The organism is Microbacterium lacus (assembly GCF_002812805.1).
GTDB classification, from domain to species: Bacteria; Actinomycetota; Actinomycetes; order Actinomycetales; family Microbacteriaceae; genus Microbacterium; species Microbacterium lacus_A.
The window spans coordinates 1-19,366 of record NZ_NMUM01000037.1; the positions used below are offsets into that span (position 1 = coordinate 1).

At 67.3% G+C, this 19,366-nt stretch carries 17 protein-coding genes; 9 read left to right on the forward strand and 8 right to left on the reverse strand.

Annotation, left to right across the window (positions count from 1 at the left end; translation table 11 throughout):
* Window positions 1-123: 123 nt before the first annotated feature.
* The 4 genes from CGU34_RS12740 to CGU34_RS12755 all read left to right on the forward strand — a co-directional run bounded on the left by CGU34_RS12740 (window position 124) and on the right by CGU34_RS12755 (window position 5,065).
* Entirely contained in the window at window positions 124-1,530 is a 1,407-nt protein-coding gene (locus CGU34_RS12740) for an IS1380 family transposase (RefSeq protein ID WP_100810554.1), read from the forward strand.
* 191 nt (window positions 1,531-1,721) lie between these two features.
* Entirely contained in the window at window positions 1,722-2,480 is a 759-nt protein-coding gene (locus CGU34_RS12745; protein ID WP_100814355.1) for an isopenicillin N synthase family dioxygenase, read from the forward strand.
* Window positions 2,477-3,472: an adenosine deaminase gene (gene add, locus CGU34_RS12750; protein WP_232711670.1), complete on the forward strand. Its 996-nt coding sequence runs from the start codon at window positions 2,477-2,479 to the stop codon at window positions 3,470-3,472. The genes CGU34_RS12745 and add overlap by 4 nt, the downstream gene beginning before the upstream one ends.
* A gap of 324 nt (window positions 3,473-3,796) precedes the next feature.
* Complete coding sequence (locus tag CGU34_RS12755) at window positions 3,797-5,065, forward strand: HNH endonuclease signature motif containing protein (protein ID WP_157811310.1); 1,269 nt, start codon at window positions 3,797-3,799, stop codon at window positions 5,063-5,065.
* A gap of 77 nt (window positions 5,066-5,142) precedes the next feature.
* On the opposite strand, the gene CGU34_RS12760 is transcribed toward CGU34_RS12755, so the two are convergent.
* Complete coding sequence (locus CGU34_RS12760; protein ID WP_100814308.1) at window positions 5,143-5,718, reverse strand: helix-turn-helix domain-containing protein; 576 nt, start codon at window positions 5,716-5,718, stop codon at window positions 5,143-5,145.
* A 77-nt stretch (window positions 5,719-5,795) separates the two neighbouring features.
* Here CGU34_RS12760 and CGU34_RS17410 point away from each other — a divergent pair, with 77 nt between their 5' ends.
* Genes CGU34_RS17410 through CGU34_RS12775 form a run of 3 tightly spaced genes read left to right on the forward strand, consistent with a single transcriptional unit; the run spans window position 5,796 to window position 8,284 of the window.
* Window positions 5,796-6,806, forward strand: coding sequence for an NAD(P)/FAD-dependent oxidoreductase (locus CGU34_RS17410; protein WP_100814309.1), 1,011 nt, complete (start codon window positions 5,796-5,798; stop codon window positions 6,804-6,806).
* Window positions 6,803-7,465 (forward strand): class I SAM-dependent methyltransferase, encoded by a 663-nt coding sequence (locus CGU34_RS17415; protein WP_100814310.1) that lies wholly within the window; start codon window positions 6,803-6,805, stop codon window positions 7,463-7,465. The genes CGU34_RS17410 and CGU34_RS17415 overlap by 4 nt, the downstream gene beginning before the upstream one ends.
* Window positions 7,466-7,474: 9 nt before the next feature.
* A complete protein-coding gene (locus CGU34_RS12775; protein WP_100814311.1) occupies window positions 7,475-8,284 on the forward strand; it encodes a hypothetical protein in 810 nt (269 codons plus the stop codon).
* A gap of 7 nt (window positions 8,285-8,291) precedes the next feature.
* Here CGU34_RS12775 and CGU34_RS12780 read toward each other — a convergent pair whose 3' ends face one another.
* Complete coding sequence (locus CGU34_RS12780) at window positions 8,292-9,146, reverse strand: alpha/beta hydrolase (protein ID WP_100814312.1); 855 nt, start codon at window positions 9,144-9,146, stop codon at window positions 8,292-8,294.
* Window positions 9,143-10,192 carry an LLM class flavin-dependent oxidoreductase gene (locus CGU34_RS17015; protein ID WP_157811311.1) on the reverse strand — a complete coding sequence of 350 codons (1,050 nt, stop codon included), beginning with the start codon at window positions 10,190-10,192 and terminating at the stop codon, window positions 9,143-9,145. Before CGU34_RS17015 ends, CGU34_RS12780 begins: the two co-directional genes overlap by 4 nt.
* Window positions 10,193-10,291: 99 nt before the next feature.
* Between CGU34_RS17015 and CGU34_RS17020 the strand changes: the two genes are divergently transcribed.
* Both CGU34_RS17020 and CGU34_RS12790 read left to right on the forward strand, forming a co-directional pair.
* Window positions 10,292-10,798: a fluoride efflux transporter FluC gene (locus CGU34_RS17020; protein ID WP_198517795.1), complete on the forward strand. Its 507-nt coding sequence runs from the start codon at window positions 10,292-10,294 to the stop codon at window positions 10,796-10,798.
* Window positions 10,795-11,175: a fluoride efflux transporter FluC gene (locus tag CGU34_RS12790; protein WP_100814314.1), complete on the forward strand. Its 381-nt coding sequence runs from the start codon at window positions 10,795-10,797 to the stop codon at window positions 11,173-11,175. The genes CGU34_RS17020 and CGU34_RS12790 overlap by 4 nt, the downstream gene beginning before the upstream one ends.
* A gap of 13 nt (window positions 11,176-11,188) precedes the next feature.
* On the opposite strand, the gene CGU34_RS12795 is transcribed toward CGU34_RS12790, so the two are convergent.
* The 5 genes from CGU34_RS12795 to CGU34_RS12815 form a co-directional block, all read right to left on the reverse strand.
* Complete coding sequence (locus CGU34_RS12795; protein ID WP_100814315.1) at window positions 11,189-13,249, reverse strand: ABC transporter ATP-binding protein; 2,061 nt, start codon at window positions 13,247-13,249, stop codon at window positions 11,189-11,191.
* Window positions 13,246-14,979 carry an ABC transporter ATP-binding protein gene (locus CGU34_RS12800; protein WP_100814316.1) on the reverse strand — a complete coding sequence of 578 codons (1,734 nt, stop codon included), beginning with the start codon at window positions 14,977-14,979 and terminating at the stop codon, window positions 13,246-13,248. The genes CGU34_RS12795 and CGU34_RS12800 overlap by 4 nt, the downstream gene beginning before the upstream one ends.
* Before the next feature lie 124 nt (window positions 14,980-15,103).
* Window positions 15,104-17,002 carry a heavy metal translocating P-type ATPase gene (locus tag CGU34_RS12805; protein ID WP_100814317.1) on the reverse strand — a complete coding sequence of 633 codons (1,899 nt, stop codon included), beginning with the start codon at window positions 17,000-17,002 and terminating at the stop codon, window positions 15,104-15,106.
* Window positions 16,999-17,664, reverse strand: coding sequence for a response regulator (locus CGU34_RS12810; RefSeq protein WP_100814318.1), 666 nt, complete (start codon window positions 17,662-17,664; stop codon window positions 16,999-17,001). The genes CGU34_RS12805 and CGU34_RS12810 overlap by 4 nt, the downstream gene beginning before the upstream one ends.
* Window positions 17,661-19,328, reverse strand: a complete 1,668-nt coding sequence (locus tag CGU34_RS12815) for a GAF domain-containing sensor histidine kinase (protein WP_100814319.1) — start codon at window positions 19,326-19,328, stop codon at window positions 17,661-17,663. The genes CGU34_RS12810 and CGU34_RS12815 overlap by 4 nt, the downstream gene beginning before the upstream one ends.
* Window positions 19,329-19,366: the final 38 nt, after the last annotated feature.

Below are 19,366 nucleotides of genomic sequence, written 5' to 3' on the forward strand. Positions count from 1 at the left end.
AGCCTCGATCCACCGATGGGGAGGCTTGCTGAGTTGGCGTCGTAACGCAGAAATGCCCCTCTGACCAGGAAGAATAGAGCTTGTCTAAGATCCTATTTCCCGAGTCTGAGAGGCATCTCGTAGGTGCAATTCAAGCATGCTCCCGCTGCGGTGTCAGCGAAGTTCGATGATCCGAATCTTGTGTCGGCCGCAGGGCTGGTCCCGATGCTCCGTCTTGCCCGTTCTGCGGGGCTCGATCAGCTCGCGCAGGTCCGGTTGACGGTCCCGTCGGATAAGGGTGCGAACGCGGGCGGCAAGGTGATGGCGCTGGTGGCGGGGATGCTCGCCGGGGCGGACTCGATCGACGACATGAATCTGCTGCGTCATGGCGGGATGGGCCGGTTGTTCGATCGGACGTATGCGCCGTCGACGCTGGGCTCGTTCCTGCGGGAGTTCCGGTTCGGGCACGTCCGCCAGCTCGACGCCGTCGCCTCACGGACCCTGGTGAACGTCGCGCAATCCGCGCCGCTGCTGCGGGCGTCGAACGACGAGCGGGTGATGGTGGATCTGGACGACACGATCATCGAGGTCCACGGATACCAGAAGCAGGGCGCGTCGTTCGGGTACTCCGGCGTCCGCGGCCTGAACGCCCTGTTCGCCACGGCGTCGACATCGCAGTCGGCGCCGGTGATCGTGGGGCAGCGGCTGCGGCAGGGGAAGACCGGTTCCCCGAAAGGCGCGGCCAGGATCGTCGCCGACACCCTCGCCACGCTTCGCCGCATGGACCTGGGCAGCAGTGTTCGGCCGTTGCTGCGGGCGGACTCCGCTTTCTACGGACACGCCACCATCGGCACGGCGATCAAGGCCGGCGCGGACGTGTCCGTCACCGTTCGGATGGACCCCGCGGTGAAGACGGCGATCGCGACGATCCCCGAGGACGGGTGGGAGACGATCGAGTACCCGAACGCGATCCGTGACGAGGTCACGGGCCGGTGGATCTCGAAGGCAGAGGTCGCCGAGGTGCCCTTCACAGCGTTCCGTTCCCGGAAGATCGCCGAACGGGTTGAAGGGCGACTGGTGGTGCGGCGGATCCCGGACCTGAACCCCAAGCAGGTCGAGCAGCCGACGCTGTTCGACATCTACCGGCACCACGCGTTCTTCACCACCACCGACAAGCAGACGATGGGAACCGTCGCGGCGGACAAGACCCACCGCGGGCACGCGATCATCGAGCAAGTTCACGCGGACCTGAAGGCGGGCCCGCTCGCTCACCTGCCCTCGGGAGTGTTCACCGCGAACAGCGCATGGCTCGTCCTCGCCGTGATCGCATTCAACCTCACCCGCACCGCTGGACTCATCGCCGACCGAGGCGGGCGGCTCGCCCGGGCAACGACCGCGACGATTCGCCGCACCCTCGTCTCAGTGCCGGCACGACTGGCGCGGACGGCGCGCCGCATCATCCTGCACCTGCCGGACGTCTGGCCCTGGCAGACCGCGTTCGACCGACTCTTCACCGCGACGCACGCACCACCACCGGCCGCGGCCAGCTGACCACCGCCGCCACCAGCGGCACGACCGACAACGAAGTGGACAACCGGGATGAGACGCCCGGAACTCACCCCTGCCCGCAGCCGATCACGCCGCGCCCATCACACCGACGCCACCCACCGAAGGCTCATCGGTGGATCGAGGCTAAGAGCGAATCGCTGAGCTATTCGCTGGGCGTTGACCCCGTCACCCGCATGAACGACTTCTTCGAGGCCTTCAACATCGGCAGCTCCGAGGCGGATTTCCCCGGCTTCACCGATGAGACGGGCGACTACGCCGCTAACACCTGGCCGGACACCCCCGGCTTCGAGGAGCGCGTCTCCACGTACTTCGCCGAGGCGCGGCGGGTGGCGTACACGCTGCAGGATGCCTTCGCGGACGCGCTCGGCGTTGACCGGGACGTGTTCGGCGCCGTGTCGGACCATCCGATCAACGTCCTCCGCATGAACAACTACGCGCTCCCCCCGGGCAGCATCGAGCTCGGCGCCGACCTGACCGGAATGGGCGAACACACCGACTACGGCATGGTCACGGTGCTGTGGGCCGACCGGGTCGAGGGACTGCAGGTGCTGGGCCGCGATGGCCGCTGGCACGACGTCATGCCCGCCGAAGGCGCATTGCTCGTGAACCTCGGCGACATCGCCGCGCGCGTCACGAACGACGAATGGATGTCGACCCTGCACCGCGTCAAGCCGCCGATCGTCGACGGCACGATCAAGCGTCGTCGTTCGGCAGCCTTCTTCCACGACTGGAATGCGGATGCCGTCATCCGGACTCTTCCGGCGATGCTCGAGCACTCGGAGCCGGTCTACGAGCCGGTGACTGTCGCCGAGCACGTTCAGGCGAAGCTGCGCGGATCGCGCGCGGGCGTGAAGAACACCGCCGCGGCCCGCGAGCAGGCACGGGTCGAGGCGGCGCAGGTCGAGGCAGCACAGGTCGAGGCAGCACTGTGACGCATCCCGCCTCCTCGCCGCTGGTCCCGAAGGCCGAGTTGCACATGCATCTCGAGGGCGCTCTGGAGTCCGAACTTCTCGTGACGCTCGCGCGCCGCAACGGCGTTCCGCTGCCGACGTACGATCCTGACGTGCTCGATGCCCGCTATCGCTTCGGGCAACTGCAGGACTTCCTCGACGTCTACTTCGACAACCTGGCCGTGATGCGCACCGCCGAAGACTTCCACGACCTCGCTGCGCTCTACCTGCGCCGTGCACGTGAGAACGGCGTGACCCGCGCCGAGTCGTTCTTCAACCCCATGACGCACGTCGGGGCGGGCGTTCCGCTCGCCGCGGTCATGGAGGGCTACGGAGCCGCGTTCGCCGATGCCCGACGCGAGGGCCTCTCGTGCGACATGATCCTCGATTTCACCCGCGACCTCGGAGCCGAGGCAGCCGATCAGATGCTGACCGACTTCGCGCCGTTCCGCGACATGATCATCGGGGTCGGGCTCGATTCGACCGAGGTCGGCTATCCGCCCGTGCTGTTTCGGGATGTCTTCGCGCGCGCCGCTGCGGATGGCCTCCACCGCACGTGTCACGCGGGCGAAGAGGGCGACCCCGAGTACGTTCGTCAGGCGCTCGACGATCTGCGGGTCGAGCGGATCGACCACGGACTGCGTGCGGTCGAAGACCCGGAGCTGCTGAAGCGGATCGCCGCCGAGCAGATCCCGGTGAACGTCTGCCCGCTATCGAACGTCGCGCTGCGCGCCGTGGACCGGATGGATCGGCACCCGCTGTTCGCGATGCTCGACGCGGGCGTTCCGGTCACCATCTCCAGCGACGACCCGGCCTACTTCGGCGGCCAGATCGGCGCGAACTTCGCCGCGCTCGAGGACATCGGAACGTCTCAGGAAGTCTTGATCGGATGCATCGAGACCTCGTTCGAGGCTGCGTTCATCGACGCGGGTGAGCGTGAGCGACACCTGGCTGCGCTGCGCTCGGCCGTGTGACCCATTCCCGGCCGAAACACCCTTTGTGCGTCGAAACACCTCCCGACGCGGGGTGTTTGGGCGCGGGCGGGGCGTCTGGGCGCAGGCGGGGTGTTTCGGCGACGCAATGCCCCGCGGCCACTGAGCCTGTCGAGGTGACCGGTCGCTGAGCCTGTCGAAGCATGCCGGTCACTGAGCCCGTCGAAGTGACCAGCGGTGCCATCCGCCCGCGTTTTGACGGGGCGACTCGAGATGTGAGAACTCTCATCTTTTGGCCGTCATTTCGGCATGATTTGGGCACTTTTCGGGCTCTGGATGTCGGTGGTCATCCGTAGAGTTTCGAACATGCATTCGATAACTCGTGGTGTTGATGCCAAACATCGGGACTTCGCGGACCGGTGCGCTGAGGCGGTGCGCGTAGCCGAACAAGGGCAAGCCGCGCTGGCCCGCATCTTTGCTGAGGCGGCCGCGGAAGGGATGCAGCGGGTCGCGGAACTCGCCTCCCCCTCCTCCCGCGAGGCGGAGTTGCCGTTCCGTTCTTTGGCGGCAGAAATGGCTGCTGCGGCCAATCTGTCCGACCGGACCGTGCAGCGTCGCATGAATGACGCCGCGGTGTTGGAGGAGTCGTTCCCGGCCACGTTCGCGGCGTGGGATGAGGGTCGGATCGGAGGCGGGCATGTTGCGGTGATCATGGAACACGGCACGCCCCTCACCGACCCGGAAGCGCGAGCGGCGTTCGAGGCCGAAGCACTGATTCGGGCCGAGGGGACCACGCCCGGGCGGCTCGGGGCCTCGTTGGCGCGGCTCGCGCAGTCGTTGCAGCCACGCCCACTCGCGGAACGCCACAAGGAGGCGCGCGCATCGCGGGGTGCGTGTGTGCGGGATATGGGCGATGGGATGGCGGAGTTCATCTCGACGCAACCCGCGGTGTTGGCTCATGCGATGCACGACCGCATCACCCAGCAGGCCCAGGCGATCAAGAAGGCCGACCCGACGGACACCCGCACCCTGGATCAGATCCGTGCCGACCTGGTCGCGGACATGCTCCTCACGACAACTCCCACCGTCGAAACCGGCGCTGGCATGTCGGACGGCTTTGGAGGTCTCGGGGCGATCAAGGCGATCGTGAACGTCACTGTGCCTGCGTTGGCGTTGGCTGGAGTGACGGACGAGCCCGCAGAGCTCGTGGGCCGCTGCCCGATCGATCCCGCGACCGCCCGCCAGCTCGCGGGACTCGCGACCGGGTGGGATCGGGTCTTGGCGGACCCGATCACCGGGTGTGTGCTTGCGGTGGATCGGTACACGCCGTCGGCGGATATGAAGCGGTTCCTGCGGGCGCGGGATCAGCACTGCCGGTTCCCCGGGTGTCGGCAACCGGCGCACCGGTGCGATCGCGACCACACCCTCGACTACGCCCTCGGCGGCGAAACCGCCGTCTGCAACCTCGCCTGCCTCTGCAAACGCCATCACGTCCTGAAAGGCGAGACGGCATGGACAGTCCGCCAACTCGGCGGCGGAATCCTCGAATGGACCTCACCCGGCGGCCACGTCTATATCGACAAACCACCCGCGGCCATTCACTTCACCCCGAACACGGATCCACCACCCTTCTAGGGGATTCGGTCACTGAGCTTGTCGAAGTGACCTGCAGCACCCTGCCCGCGGTCACTGAGCCTGTCGAGGTGACCGGCTCAGGGCGCGTCGACCTCCGCGGCCGCGCCGTGGGTGTGCATGCGGACGCCCGCCTCGTTGAAGATGCTGATGATCTGCGCGGGACGGTTACCCGCCGCGCCCATCGCATGCGGGATGCGGGTATCGAACTCCGCCGCCTCGCCCCGCGCCAGCACAAGATCCTGCTCACCAAGTCGCAGCCGCAACCGCCCCGCGATCACGTACAGCCATTCGTAGCCATCGTGCACGCGCAACTCAGAGCATCCGTTCGGATCCGGTGAGTACGTGATCTTGTAGGTATTCACGGCCGACCCCTCGGGCGCAAGCGGAGCGATGACCATGCCGTCCCGGCGAATGACCGACCGCTGCACGCGAGGGTCGACCGTCGGCGCGGCCACCAGATCGTCGATCCGCACCCCGAGCTGACGGGTCAGCGGCACCAACAACTCCAAGCTCGCCTGACGCTTGCCGGATTCGAGCCGAGACAGCGTGCTCACCGACATCTGCGCACGCGCGGCGAGTTCTTCGAGCGTCCACCCGTGCGCATGACGGGCCGCACGCAACCGCGCGCCGACCTGGTCCAATCCATCCGCCATATCGCCCACGTTCTTCCTGCTTGCCAATACTGCAAAACTGTTTGCCATTCTCACATGCGCAGCTGCACTCTGGGGTCATGCACACATCCGTCACCGACTCTTCGAGCGAACCCTGGGACACGACCATCATCGGCGGGGGCGTCGCTGGCCTCAGCGCCGCCCTCATGCTCGGCCGCGCACGCCGCCGCGTCCTCGTCATCGACGCGGGCCAACCCCGTAACCGCTTCGCCGCACACATGCACGCCGTTCTGGGCCACGAGGGCATCGACCCCGCCGAACTTCTGCGCACCGGCCGGTCCGATGCATCCGCATTCGGAGTCGAGTTCGCGGATGCCTCGGTGACACGGGTCGAGGACGTTTCGGGCCAACAGGGATCGGGCCAACTGAGCGTCACCACCGAGGACGGGACCTCGCACAGCACCCGCAGCCTGATTCTCACCACCGGCATCACCGATCGCCTGCCCGATATCTCCGGGCTGTCCGAACACTGGGGAACGAACGTCCTGCACTGCCCGTACTGCCATGGCTGGGAGGTGCGCGACCGACGCCTGGGCGTGCTCGCGACCTCACCGATGGCGCTCCACCAGGTGCAGCTGTTGCGCCAGTGGAGCGACGACGTGGTGTTCTTCGCCGGACTCTCCGGCCCCCTCGACGAGCAGACGCGGACGCGGCTCGGTGCGCGAGGCATCCGGATCGTCGATCAGGCGGTCATCGAGGTGCTCGGCAACGGCGACACGCTCCGCGGCGTGCGACTCGAAGATGGCTCGATCGTCGAAATCGACGCGATATTCACCGGAGGAGCTCCCGAACCGCATGACCGGATGCTCGAGCCCCTGAACCTCGACCGGGTCGACGGGCCCATGGGCAACGTGATCGCGGTCGACGCGGTGGGCCTCACGAGCAACCCGAGCGTGTGGGCCGCGGGAAACGTGGTCAGTCCGGCCGCGAACGTGCCGGTCGCGATGGGCGCGGGCTCGTTCGCCGGCGCCGCGGTCAACGCCGCACTCGTCACCCGGGACTTCGATACCGCTGTCGAACAGGCCGCTCGCGAGCTGTCGCCCACCCCGGATTCTGAGGTCCCGGCATGACGAACCCAGCGCCGATCGATTTCTGGGAGCAGCGCTACAGCGGCACCGACCGGGTGTGGTCGGGTCGTGTCAACGCGACGCTCGCCGCGATCGCCGGGGAGCTCGCGCCCGGTCGCGCGCTGGATCTCGGCTGCGGCGAGGGCGCAGACGCGATCTGGCTCGCCGAGAACGGATGGCACGCCACCGGCGTGGACCTCTCGCCCACCGCGATCGACCGGGCGCGAACGGCAGCCGCCGAGCGCGAGCTGCACGATCGCACGACGTTCGTGGCGGCCGACCTGTCGACGTACACCGACAGCGGCGACTACAACCTGGTCACCGCATCCTTTCTGCAATCCCCCGTGGAGTTGCCGCGCGAGCGGATCCTGCATGCCGCGACCGGATTCGTCGCGCCGGGCGGGCGGCTGCTCATCGTCGGGCACGCCGCTGCGCCGGAGTGGGCGCCGCCCGAGTTCGTGCAGCACGCGATCTTCCCGACGCCCGAGGGTGACCTCGCGGCGCTCCACCTCGACGCGACGCAGTGGCGCACCCTGCTGTGCGAGGTGCGGGAGCGCGAGACCACGGCACCGGATGGCTCAGATGCCGTGCTGCTCGACAGTGTTGTGCTCGTGCAGCGGGTCAGCGGCGCCACACGTGATGATCCCCCGCCCGAGCCGTAGCCTGGGGTCATGACTTGCCCCGCGAAGAGCGCAACCCAGAACGCCCACCGCACCCCACCCGCCGTCCGAGGCCTCCGCCGCGCGGCGATCGTTGTCGTCATCGTGTCTCTACTGCTCGCCGGAGTGCTGGGAATCGTCGCGCTGCTGTCCGGCGATTTCGGCGAGACGCAGGGCCGCATCCTCCTCACGACCCTCGTCGTGGCGGCGTTCGGGCTCACCGCGCTTTGTCATCTGGCGATCGCGTCTCACCGGTTCCGCCTCGTCGGGTACATCGGCATCGCCGCGAGCGTTGCGGCACTCATCCCCGCGCTGGTTCTCATCTGGTCGTGGTTCGACCTCAGCGAATCGACGAGCGACTGGTTCCGCGCGCTCGGCGTCCTGACGATCCTGGCCGTCACCCTGGCGCAGGCGAACCTCTTGCTCCGCTCCGCGTCGTCCACGCGCCGGATCGTTCACATCGGTCTTACGATCACGCTCGTCGCCGCCGCGATCGTCGCGATCATGCTGTGGCTGCCGATCCTGACGGAGGGCGATATCCCCGGCAGCAACACCGACTACTGGCGGTTCTTCGGGGTGATCGCGATCATCGACGTGATCGGTACCATCGCCGTGCCGATCATCGGGCTCGTCGTGCGCGGCCGTCCCGACGACGGGTCACGCCTGGCACTCGACGTTCCCGGGGACCTCCTCGCTCGGATCGACGCGGCCGCAGCGGTTTCGGGCATGGACCGCGAACGTGCAGCCGTGGCGGCATTGCGACGCGGACTCGACGATCAGCCCACCGCGAGGGAAGCTTCCATACCCGAACCCACGGCCTAGCTCGAGATCAGGGCGATCCCTTCAGATGCGCCGCCGTCGCACCGAGGACCGCCGGGTCGTCGAACAACGGATCCTCGTGCGTCGCCCCGCGGACGAGGAGCATCGACACCGGAGCATCCGCACTCAGCAGAGCGTCACGGAGAGCCTCGGAATGGGATGCAGGAATCAGCGCGTCCTCGTCACCGTGGATCAGCAAGACGGGGCCGACAGCCGACGCCGCGTGAGCGATCGGACTGGCATCACGCAGGAGCGACGCGGATGTGTCGTCGTTCGCATCTCCCAGCCCGAGCAGCATGCGCTCGAACGGTGGCACCGCCACGCCGGGTGGCAGGAACGCGGGCATCCGGGCGCCTGGTGACGCCGGGGCGTCCGTCATCAACGTCAGATCGGTCGGCGGAAACCACGCGACGGTTGCATCGGGGCACGCATCGGGGGTGGCATCGGGGCCTCCGGTGGACTGCTCGGCGGCGACCAGGGCGGCCATCAAGGCGAGGTGACCACCGGCGGAGCATCCCCACAACGTCACGCGACCCGAGAGTGCGACCCCTCGTTCGCGAAAGAGGGCGGGTACGGCGTCCAACGCAGCTCGAACGTCGTGCAGTTGTGCCGGCCACTGCGCTTCGTCCGACAGCCGGTACTCGATCGAGGCGATCGCGATGCCCGCAGCTGCGACCGCGACGAGCCGCTCCTCGGCCCGGTCTGCGCGTGACCCGCGGGCCCAGCCCCCACCGTGCAGATAAATCGCAATGGGCACAGGCAACACAGCACCCGATCCGGACACCGGCCAGTGCAGATCGCATCGGAGCGCGCGACCGGATGCCTCGCTGTAGACGACGTCGGTCTCCGCATGCACGGGGTTCATCCGGCGATTCCTCTCGAGCCCATGTGGTCGCGAATGCCCGGCATCAGACCGGCGAACGCTCGCAGATTTGCGAGGCTCTCTTCCAGTCCCATATCTCCCTGATACAACTGCGCCTCGATCATGTTTGCGTCCATCTGATCAAGCTGGGCGATGAGCTGGTCGCGCACACTACCGGCACTCCCCACGATGGCCGTGCCGCGCTCAAGCATGACGGTCCCGTCGAAAGCGCCGTCGAACCCCGTGATCCCGCGATCGTGCCACAACTTCAATACCCGGGTCGCGAAGAACTCCTGGGCGGCCAGAAAGCGGTCCTCGGCCTCGGCATCGTTCGAACCGATCAGCACGGACATCGTCGGGCCGACGCGAGGCATCCTGACGTGAGCGTTCAGACGTGTCGCGTCATCCTGAGAATCACGCCAGGCGGCCCAGTACGTCTCGACCGTTTCTACGAACTCGCCGGCGTTCCACCGTCCGAGGAAGTTGATGGCATTGCGGCCGGCCCACTCGGCCGTACGTGGATTGCTCGACGCGTACCAGAGGGGCGGGTACGGGCGCTGCACCGGCAACACCGACAGTGTGGCTGGTTCACGCTCGGGATCTTCCGGATGCTTCAGCACCCCGGTCGTCCACGCCTCGAGCAGCGCGACGAGGCTTCTGTCGTAGATGCCTCGAGCGTCGTCACCCGCAACGCCGAAGTATCCCAGCTCGATCGGGCTGATCCCGCTGCCGATACCCAGGTCGATTCGTCCGGCGCTCAGGTTATCGACGACCGCCACCTCTTCGGCGAGTCGAAGGGGTTCGTAAGCGGGGAGAACGTAGACCATCGCGCCGATCCGCATTCGGTCGGTCCGCTGGCTGAGGGCGGCCAGGAAGAGGTTCGGCGACGGGATGACCGAGAGGTCCGTGCCGTGATGTTCGGTCGCGTGGTAGTGGGCGAAACCGAGACGCTCGGCCTCGACCGCGAGTGTCAGGCGCGCGTCGATCACCTCGCCGGGTGTGCCGGTACCCAGGTCGAACGAGTCGAAGATGCCGAACGCGAATGTCATGGTGCTCCTTTGCTCCCCGGCGCCTGTGTTCCACGCCGTCGCGTCCTCCTGGGTCGCGGCCTTCTGCGACGATAGCCCGAGAAGGACGTGAGGAGACGCATGAATGGGAACGACGAGGATCTTCCCCTCGACCCCGACCTCGATGCGGCGGAGACACCGAGCGGGGCATCTCGCCCGATCCATCTGCGCCCCGGCGCGCTGCTGCTCGTTTTCGCCGGCGGAACGCTCGGCACCGCCGCCCGTGAAGCGCTCAGCCTGGCTTTTCCTCCCCTCGACGGCATCCCGTATGCCATTTTCGGCATCAACATCACCGGAGCTCTGCTTCTGGGTGTGCTGCTCGAGTCGCTCGTTCGTCGCGGCCCCGATCGCGGCGGACGCCAACGCCTGCGGTTGCTGCTCGGTACCGGCGTCATGGGCGGGTTCACGACGTACAGCGCCCTCGCACTCGATTCGGCACGCCTGCTCGGGTCCGGTTCGATCGGCGCTGGAGCTGCCTATGGCATCGGGACGGTTATCGTCGGAGCCGCCGCGACATGGGCCGGGATCGCTCTCGCCGCCGCCGCGCATCGCCGAACGCCACACATGCCGAACGGGGGCGCCCGATGACTCCGCTCGTATTCGTCGCCGTCGCCGTCGCCGGCGGACTGGGCGCGGCATCTCGACTACTGCTCGACGGGATCATCCGAACCCGCGTTTCGGGACGGATCCCGTTGGCCACGATCATCATCAATGTGACCGGATCGCTCGCACTGGGGTTCGTCGCCGGATTCGCCGCCGGCCATCTGGTTTCGGATGGTTGGTACGCCGTTGTCGGAGCCGGATTCCTCGGCGGCTATACGACCTTCTCGACGGCCAGCTTCGAAACCGTGCGCCTGCTGCAAGAGCGCAAGTGGCTCGCGGGCGCCCTCAATGGGCTCGGCGTGCTCGTCGTCACCACCCTGATGGCCGGGTTCGGCCTGTGGATCGGCGGCTCCGTCGTATGACCTCCTCGGTCACCTAGGCGCCGGACTGCTCCGGCACGACGTCTTCGGCGATGATCTCGACAGCACCCGTGACGGGGTTCTGGACGGTCTCTTCGCTCATCGGCGCGTTGAACTGGGCGTTGTAGAGGCGCCAATAGGCGCCCTTCGCGGCGAGCAGTTCCGCGTGGTTGCCCTGCTCGACGATCGAGCCGTGCTCCATGACGACGATCACGTCGGCGTCGCGAATCGTCGACAACCGGTGCGCGATCACGAAAGCTGTGCGGTTCTCGCGGAGCTTCGACATGGCGCGCTGAATCAGCACCTCGGTGCGTGTGTCGACCGACGACGTCGCCTCGTCGAGGATCAGCAGGCGCGGGTCGGCGAGAAAGGCGCGCGCGATCGTGACGAGCTGCCGCTCCCCCACGCTGAGGTTGGTGGCCTCGTCGTCGAGCTGGGTGTCGTAGCCATCCGGCAGCGCGTGCACGAAGCGGTCGACATAGGCGGCGGATGCTGCGGCCACCATCTCTTCTTCGGTAGCCTCCGGCCGGCCGTACAGGATGTTGTCGCGAATCGTCCCGGCGAACAGCCACGTGTCCTGCAGCACCATGCCCGTCCGTGAACGCAGGTCGTCGCGCGACATCCGTCGGGTGTCCACGGCGTCAGCCGGCGAGGTCCCCAGGGCGATCGAGCCCTCGTCCACGTCATAGAAGCGCATGATCAGGTTGACGAGCGTCGTCTTGCCTGCGCCCGTCGGCCCGACGATCGCGACCGTGCTGCCGGGGCGAGCCGTGAGGTTCAGCCCCTCGATCAGCGCGGTGTCGGGGACGTACCGGAACGAGACATCCTGGAACTCCAGCAGACCGGCGTCTTCGGGTACCGACTCGGCCGCCTCGGGATCGGGCTCCTCCTCGTCCTCGTCGAGGAGTTCGAAGACCCGCTCCGCGCTCGCCACTCCGGACTGCAGCAGGTTCGCCATCGACCCCAGCTGGCTGAGCGGCTGGCTGAACTGGCGCGAGTACTGGATGAATGCCTGCACATCACCGATCGAGATGATGCCCGCGGCTACCTGCAGTCCACCGACCACGGCGATCGCGACGTACACGAGGTTTCCGACGAAGGTCATCGCCGGCATGATGATGCCCGAGATGAACTGGGCACCGAAGCTCGCGCGGTAGACGCGCGTGTTCTCGTCCGCGAACGCGGCCTCGACCTCGCGCTGGTGACCGTAGACCTTCACGAGCGCGTGACCCGAGTACGTCTCTTCGACGCGCGCGTTCAGGATGCCTGTCTGTTTCCACTGCTCGACGAACAGTTTCTGCGAGCGCCGCGCGACGAGCACGGTGATGACGATCGTCAGCGGGATCGTGACGAGCGCGATCAGGGCCAGAACCGGCGAGATCAGGAACATCATGAGCAGGACGCCGATGACGGTGAGCAGTGACGTGATGACCTGCGACAGCGTCTGCTGCAGGGACTGACCGATGTTGTCGACGTCGTTCGTGACACGGCTCAGCAGGTCACCCCGCTGAACCCGGTCGAAGTAGCTGAGCGGCAACCGGTGGATCTTGTCCTCGACCTGCATCCGCAGACGGTGCATCGCGCGCTGGACGACGCCGTTCAGGATGCGCGCCTGGAACAGCGCGAAGACGCTGGCGAAGACATAGACCGCGAGGACGAGCAGGAGGACCTGGCTCAGCTGGACGAAGTCGACTCCCGCGCCCGGAACGAAGGTCATCGACCGCAGCATGTCGGCTTGTTCGGTCTGCCCCGCGGCGACGAGCTGGTCGATCACCTGTTGCTGCGTCGTGCCCGAGGGGAACTGCAGCGACGTGAATCCCGCGAAGACGATGTTCGTGGCCTCGCCGAGCAGCTTCGGACCCGTCACGCTCAGTCCGACGCTCAATACACCGAGCACGATCACGAAGACGAGCAGCGCCCGGTCCTGCCGGAGCGAGCCGAGGAGACGCTTTGCCGAGGCCCCGAAGTTCTGCGGCTTCGCGACCGGCATACCCATCCCGCCCATGGGCCCGCGGCCGCCCATCGGGCCGCGGGGCGCGGGCGGCGGGGTCGCGGCCGACGCGTTGCGATCGCTCATGCCGAGGCCTCCACGCTCTCCTGAGATTCGACGATCTCGCGATACGTCTCGCTCGTCTCGAGAAGTTCCGTGTGCGTGCCGAGCCCGACGATCTGGCCGTGGTCGATCACGACGATCTGGTCGGCGTCCCGCACCGTGCTGACCCGCTGGGCGACGACAAGGCGTGTCGCGTCTGGCACGTGTTTTGTGAGAGCGGCACGGAGCGTGGCATCCGTTGCGACATCCAGCGCCGAGAACGAGTCGTCGAAGATGTAGATGTCGGGCCGTTTGACGAGCGCCCGCGCGATCGCCAGGCGCTGGCGCTGCCCACCCGAGACGTTCGTCCCGCCCTGCGCGATCGGCTCCTCGAGCCCGAGTGGCATCTCGGCGACGAACTCCCGCCCCTGGGCGATCTCGAGGGCATGCCAGAGATCGTCGTCCGTAGCATCCGCGTTGCCGTATCGCAGGTTCGACGCGACCGTGCCCGAGAACAGGAATGCGCGCTGGGGCATCAACCCGATCCGCGCCCACAGTTCGTCCGGATCCCACTCGCGCACATCGACGCCGCCCACCCGAACCGTGCCCGCCGTGGCGTCGAAGAGCCTCGGTACGAGCCCGATCAGCGTGGACTTGCCCGCTCCGGTCGATCCGATGATCGCGGTCGTGGTGCCCGCGGCGACGCGGAAGGTGATGTTCTTCAGCACCGGCTCGTCGGCTCCCGGGTACGAGAACTCGACGCCGTCGAAGTCGATGTCTGCACGGAACGCGTGCGGCCGCACCGGCGAAGCGGCCGTGACGACCGACGAGTCCGTCGCCAGCACCTCGCCGATCCGGTTCGCACTCACCGCCGCGCGCGGGATCATCACGAACATGAATGTGGCCATCATGACGCCCATGAGAATCTGCATCAGGTATTGCAAGAAGGCGAAGAGGGTTCCGATCTCGGCATCCCCGGCCTGGATCTGGAAGGCCCCGAACCAGATGACCGCGACGCCCGAGACATTCATGACGAGCATGATCGCCGGAAACATCAGGGCCATCAGGTTGCCGGCACGCAGCCCGGTCTCGGCAACACCCTCGCTGCCGCTTCGGAAGCGGGCCCGCTCCTCGTCCTCACGCACGAACGCACGGATCACTCGGATGCCGGTCAGTTGTTCGCGCATGACCTGATTGATGCGATCGATCCGCGTCTGCATGAGCTGGAAGTAGGGCACCATCCGCACGATGATGAGGCTCACGACGATCAGCAGGACGGGGATGCTGACCGCCATCAACCACGACAGCCCGACATCCTGGCGCACCGCCAAGACGACCCCGCCGATCGCGAGGATGGGCGCCGCGACCATCAGGGTCGCCGTGACCTGCACGAGCATCTGCACCTGCTGGACGTCGTTCGTGTTGCGGGTGATCAACGACGGCGTGCCGAACTGTCCGACCTCGCGCTGCGAAAAGCTCACAACCCGCTCGAACAGGGCGGCGCGGATGTCGCGCCCCATTCCCATCGCGAGCTTCGATCCGAAGTACACGGCGATGATCGCGCACACGACCTGCACGACGGTGATGCCGAGCATCAGCGCCCCCACGGACCAGATGTACGGGATGTCGCCGGTCACGACGCCGTTGTCGATGATGTCGGCGCTCAGCGTGGGCAACAGCAGGGACGCGATCGACTGCCCCAACTGGAAGACGATCACACCGATCAGCAGCGGCCACGCCGGCTTGAGATAACGGACCAGCAGGCTCCAGAGCACGGTCAGGCCTTTCTGCGGGTCGCGCCCGCGCGCATCTTCGTCGTACTCAGAACTCGAGCGCCTCGTCGAACTCCTGCTCGAGCACCCCAGGACCCATTCTGCAACGCACGATCGGGCCGTGCGGTCACCGCGTCGCGCGAAGAGCCCACAGGATCACGATCACGTCGATGCCCTCTTGCAACCAGGCGCCCACGATCGCGGGGATCAGACCGAAGGCGGCGAGCAGCATCAGGATGACGCTGAGCGACAGGCCGATCCAGATGCTCTGCAGAGCGATGCCGACGGTTTCACGACCGATGGCGATCGTCGTGGCAACGCGACCGACGTCGTCCCGCAGGATCACCACGTCGGCGGCCTCACTCGCCGCGGTCGCACCCCGGGCACCCATCGCCATGCCGACGTCAGCCACAGCAAGAACCGGGGCGTCGTTGATCCCGTCACCGACCATGACGACCGGCCGCGGAATCGCTGCTGCCACGACGGAGACCTTCTCGGCCGGCAGGCAATTCGCGTGCACTTCGCTGATCCCGAGCGACGCCGCCACGTGTTCGGCGGTCTGACGGTCATCGCCTGTGAGCATCATCGTGTTGCGCACGCCGAGCGCACGCAGTGCGCGCAACATCGCCGCGGCCTCGGGTCGAACCTCGTCACGGAACACGAGTGCTCCCCCGTAGTGACCCCCGATCGCGACGTAGATCGCCATCTCTCCCGGGGCGAGATCCGTGCGCGAGACTTCCGCCGAGATGTGATCGGCGATGAATGTTCGCTTGCCGACGGCGACGACGTTGCCTTCGACGGTGGCCGTGACGCCGTGGGCCGTCACCTCGCGGGCGTCCTCGGATGCGGGTGCGCGGACTCCCGCTGCGTGCGCCCCCGCGAGCGTGGCCGCGGCGAGGGTATGCGTGGAGTTCGCCTCCACCGCCGCTGCCAGCCGCAGCAGATCCGTGGAATCCTCGCCGCTCGCCGGACGGGTGTCGACGAGGGTCGGTTCCCCGCGTGTGAGGGTTCCGGTTTTGTCGAACGCGACGTTTCGTGTGCGAAACAGCTTCTCGAGCGTCGCGCTCGTGCGGATGATGATGCCCTCGCGGGCCGCGCGACTCATCCCCGCCATGAATGCGACAGGGGCGGCGATGATGAGCGGGCAGGGGGTCGCGACGACGAGCACCTCGGCGAAGCGCACCGGATCCCCGGACAGCGCCCAGGCGAGTCCGGCGATCGAATACGCGACGAGTGCGAACGGCAGGGCGAATCGGTCGGCAAGTCGCACCATCGGTGCCTTGCTGCTCGCGGCACCCTCGACGAGTGCGATGATCTGCTGGTACTGGCTGTCCATCGCCACCCGCTCGACCTCGAGGACGACGGCCGAGGAGCCATTGACCGCCCCGCTCATCACGGTCTCGCCCACGGTCCTGTCAACGGGCAGACTCTCGCCGGTCAGCGAGGACTCATCGAACGATCCCGCGGCTTCGGCCAAGATCCCATCGACGGGCACGACCTCGCCGGTTCGCACGAGGATCCGCTCGCCCGCCGCGATGTCATCGACGGGAACATCCTCGATCTCTCCGTCGGCACGAACGCGATGGGCGATCTGTGGACGCCGCGACAGCAACGCCGTGAGATCTCGCTGCGCGCGGTTCGCGGCGTACGCTTCGAGTGCATCCCCGGTCGTCAGCATCAGCACGACGACGAGAGCGGCCCAGAATTCGCCGACCAGCACCGCCGCAACGATCGCGGTCACGGCGATGATGTCGACACCGAATGCACCGTGCCGGATCTTCACGAGCATGGACCACGCCGACCGGGCGGCCATGACCAGAACGAACGCCGCGATCAGGCCGGTCGCCGCTGCCGTCCAGGGCGTGAGCTGCAGAACGCCCGCGACCGCCGCGACGGCCAATGTCGCAACCACCCACGGGAACCCACGCGCGAGCGACAGCACGGTCCGTGACCGTCTCTCGTCGCCCGTCGAGCCGACGCTGGGTTCGACGGACTCGGCCTCGCCTGTTCCACGCGCAGACTTCACAACGGCCGTCCGCCGCCCTCATCAGCCTGGTGTTTGCGTTCTGCCTCGTACACAGCGGCCTGCGTGCGTCGCTCCATCCCGAGTTTCGCGAGCAGTCCGCTGACGTAGTTCTTGACGGTCTTCTCCGCGATCCCCAAGCGATCGCCGATCTCACGGTTGGTCATCCCCTCGGCGATGAGGCCGAGAATCTGACTCTCGCGCAGCGACAGAGCGGGATCGATCGATCCCCGCCTCGGATTCGTCTCGGGGTGCAAGGTGCGCGCCGCCCGCATCATCACTTCCGGGGCTTGGATCGTGTTGCCGGAGGCGGCCCGCCGGATCGCGTCGACGATCGAGCCACCGCGCACGTTCTTGATGACATACCCGCTCGCGCCCGCCAGCACCGCGGCCCGCAACGCTTCGTCGTCGTCGTAGGCGGTCAGGATCAGACAGTTCACGCTCGGGTGCGCCGACCGGATGTCGCGACACAGGTCGATCCCGCTGCCGTCGGGCAGCCGAACATCCAGGACCGCGACGTCGGGTTGCGTGGCCGCGATCCGCCGCGACGCCTCGTGCACGCTGGCCGCCTCGCCGACGACCTCGAGGTCGGGCTCCGCATCGATCAGCTGGGCAACCCCGCGGCGCACGATCTCGTGGTCGTCGACGACAAAAACGCGGGTCATCGGAGGGGTCCTGTCGAGGGTTCGATCGGCACCCGCCAGCGGACGGATGTTCCGGCTTCCGCGGATGAGACCACATCGCACGATCCCGCGCGGAGCCGCGCACGCTCGGCGATGTTGGCCAGACCGCTTCGCGTGACCCCGTGGGGTATCCCGACACCGTCATCGCTGACGGTCAGCTCCACCCGGTCGTCGGCCAGTTGGATGACGACGCCGACCCGTTCCGCTTCCGCATGCTTTGCCACGTTGGTCAACAGTTCGCGCAACACCGCCACGAGGTCATCGTCCAGTCCGTCCTCGATCACGTTGTCGAGCGGGCCCTCGAAGGCGACCCGCACGGGCGTCATCCAGGAGTCACTGACCTCGGCCACGACATCCAGAACCCGATCGCGGAGGCGCTTCGTCCCCCGTCTCTCACCGCTGCCGAGCGCAAAGATGGCGGTGCGAATGTCTTTGATCGCGGCATCGATCACGTCGATCTGGCTCTCGATCGCCTCTGAAGCCACGCGATCGACCGTTGCCGAGACGGCCTGCAGCGCCAGCCCGGTGCCGAACAGACGCTGGATCACGTGGTCGTGCAGGTCGCGAGCGATGCGGGCCCGATCTCGCGTGGTCTCGGCGCGCTTGCGATCCTCGCGCGCTCGCACGACCTCGAGCGCGATGCTCGCCTGTGTGGCGAAGGCGAACGCCATCTCGAGATCTGCTGCGGTGAACGCGCGCCCGTCCGGTCGCCGCGACACCATCAGAACGCCGAGCGCTTCGTCCGCGGCGTACAACGGAATCGCCACCGTGGGACCGAGTGCCGGCTGCCCGTCGAAAATCGTGTCCGCGGGCTCATTCTGGACGCTGAGGGCCTCGCGTGTGCGCAGGGCGCGCCCCGTCAGGGTGCCCCCCACCGGGTATGCGTGGCCCTGCAGCTCCGCCGCAGAGATGCCGTAGACCGTCGACAGGATGAGCTGATGCGCACCCAGGGGCAGTGCGACGGCGACAAGATCCGCATCGATCAGCGCGGCGACGCGGGCGGCGATGACGTCGAGCACGTTCGCACCGTCGACATCCAGCATCGCCGACATCACATCGGCGATCGTCGCGTTCCAGATCTCGCGGGTACGGGCCGAGTCGTACATGCGCGCGTTCTCGATCGCGATGCCGGCCGTAGCGGCCAGGGCGACGACGAGTTCTTGGTCGGCGGCGGTGAACGACCCGCGCTCGGCATTGGTGAGATAGAGGTTTCCGTAGATGTGACTGCCGACTCGCACCGGGACACCTAGGAAGGAGTCCATGACCGGGTGGTGCGCGGGGAATCCGACCGACCGCGGGTCGGATCCGAGGTGCGCGGCGCGGATCGGCTCGCGGTCGGTGATCACCGCACCGAGAACTCCGAGGCCGACAGGAAGGTGCCCGATGTGTTTGGCCGATTCCTCGTCGATCCCGACGTGGATGAACCGCTCGAGACCGCCGTCGGGGCTGATGACGCCCAGGGCACCGTACCGGGCGCCGACGAGTGTCATCCCGGCCTCGACGATCCTCCGCAGCACCACCTCGAGGTCGAGACGCTCGACGACGGACGTGCTGGCGATCAGCAGATCCGACAGGCGCTCGTCGGAGTGGGCGTCGACCGGAGTCGCCGCGGGGACTTCTTTCGGTTCCACCGTGCTGTCGGTCATGACGTCTCCCGTCTCCGCGAGCCTACCCACGACACGGG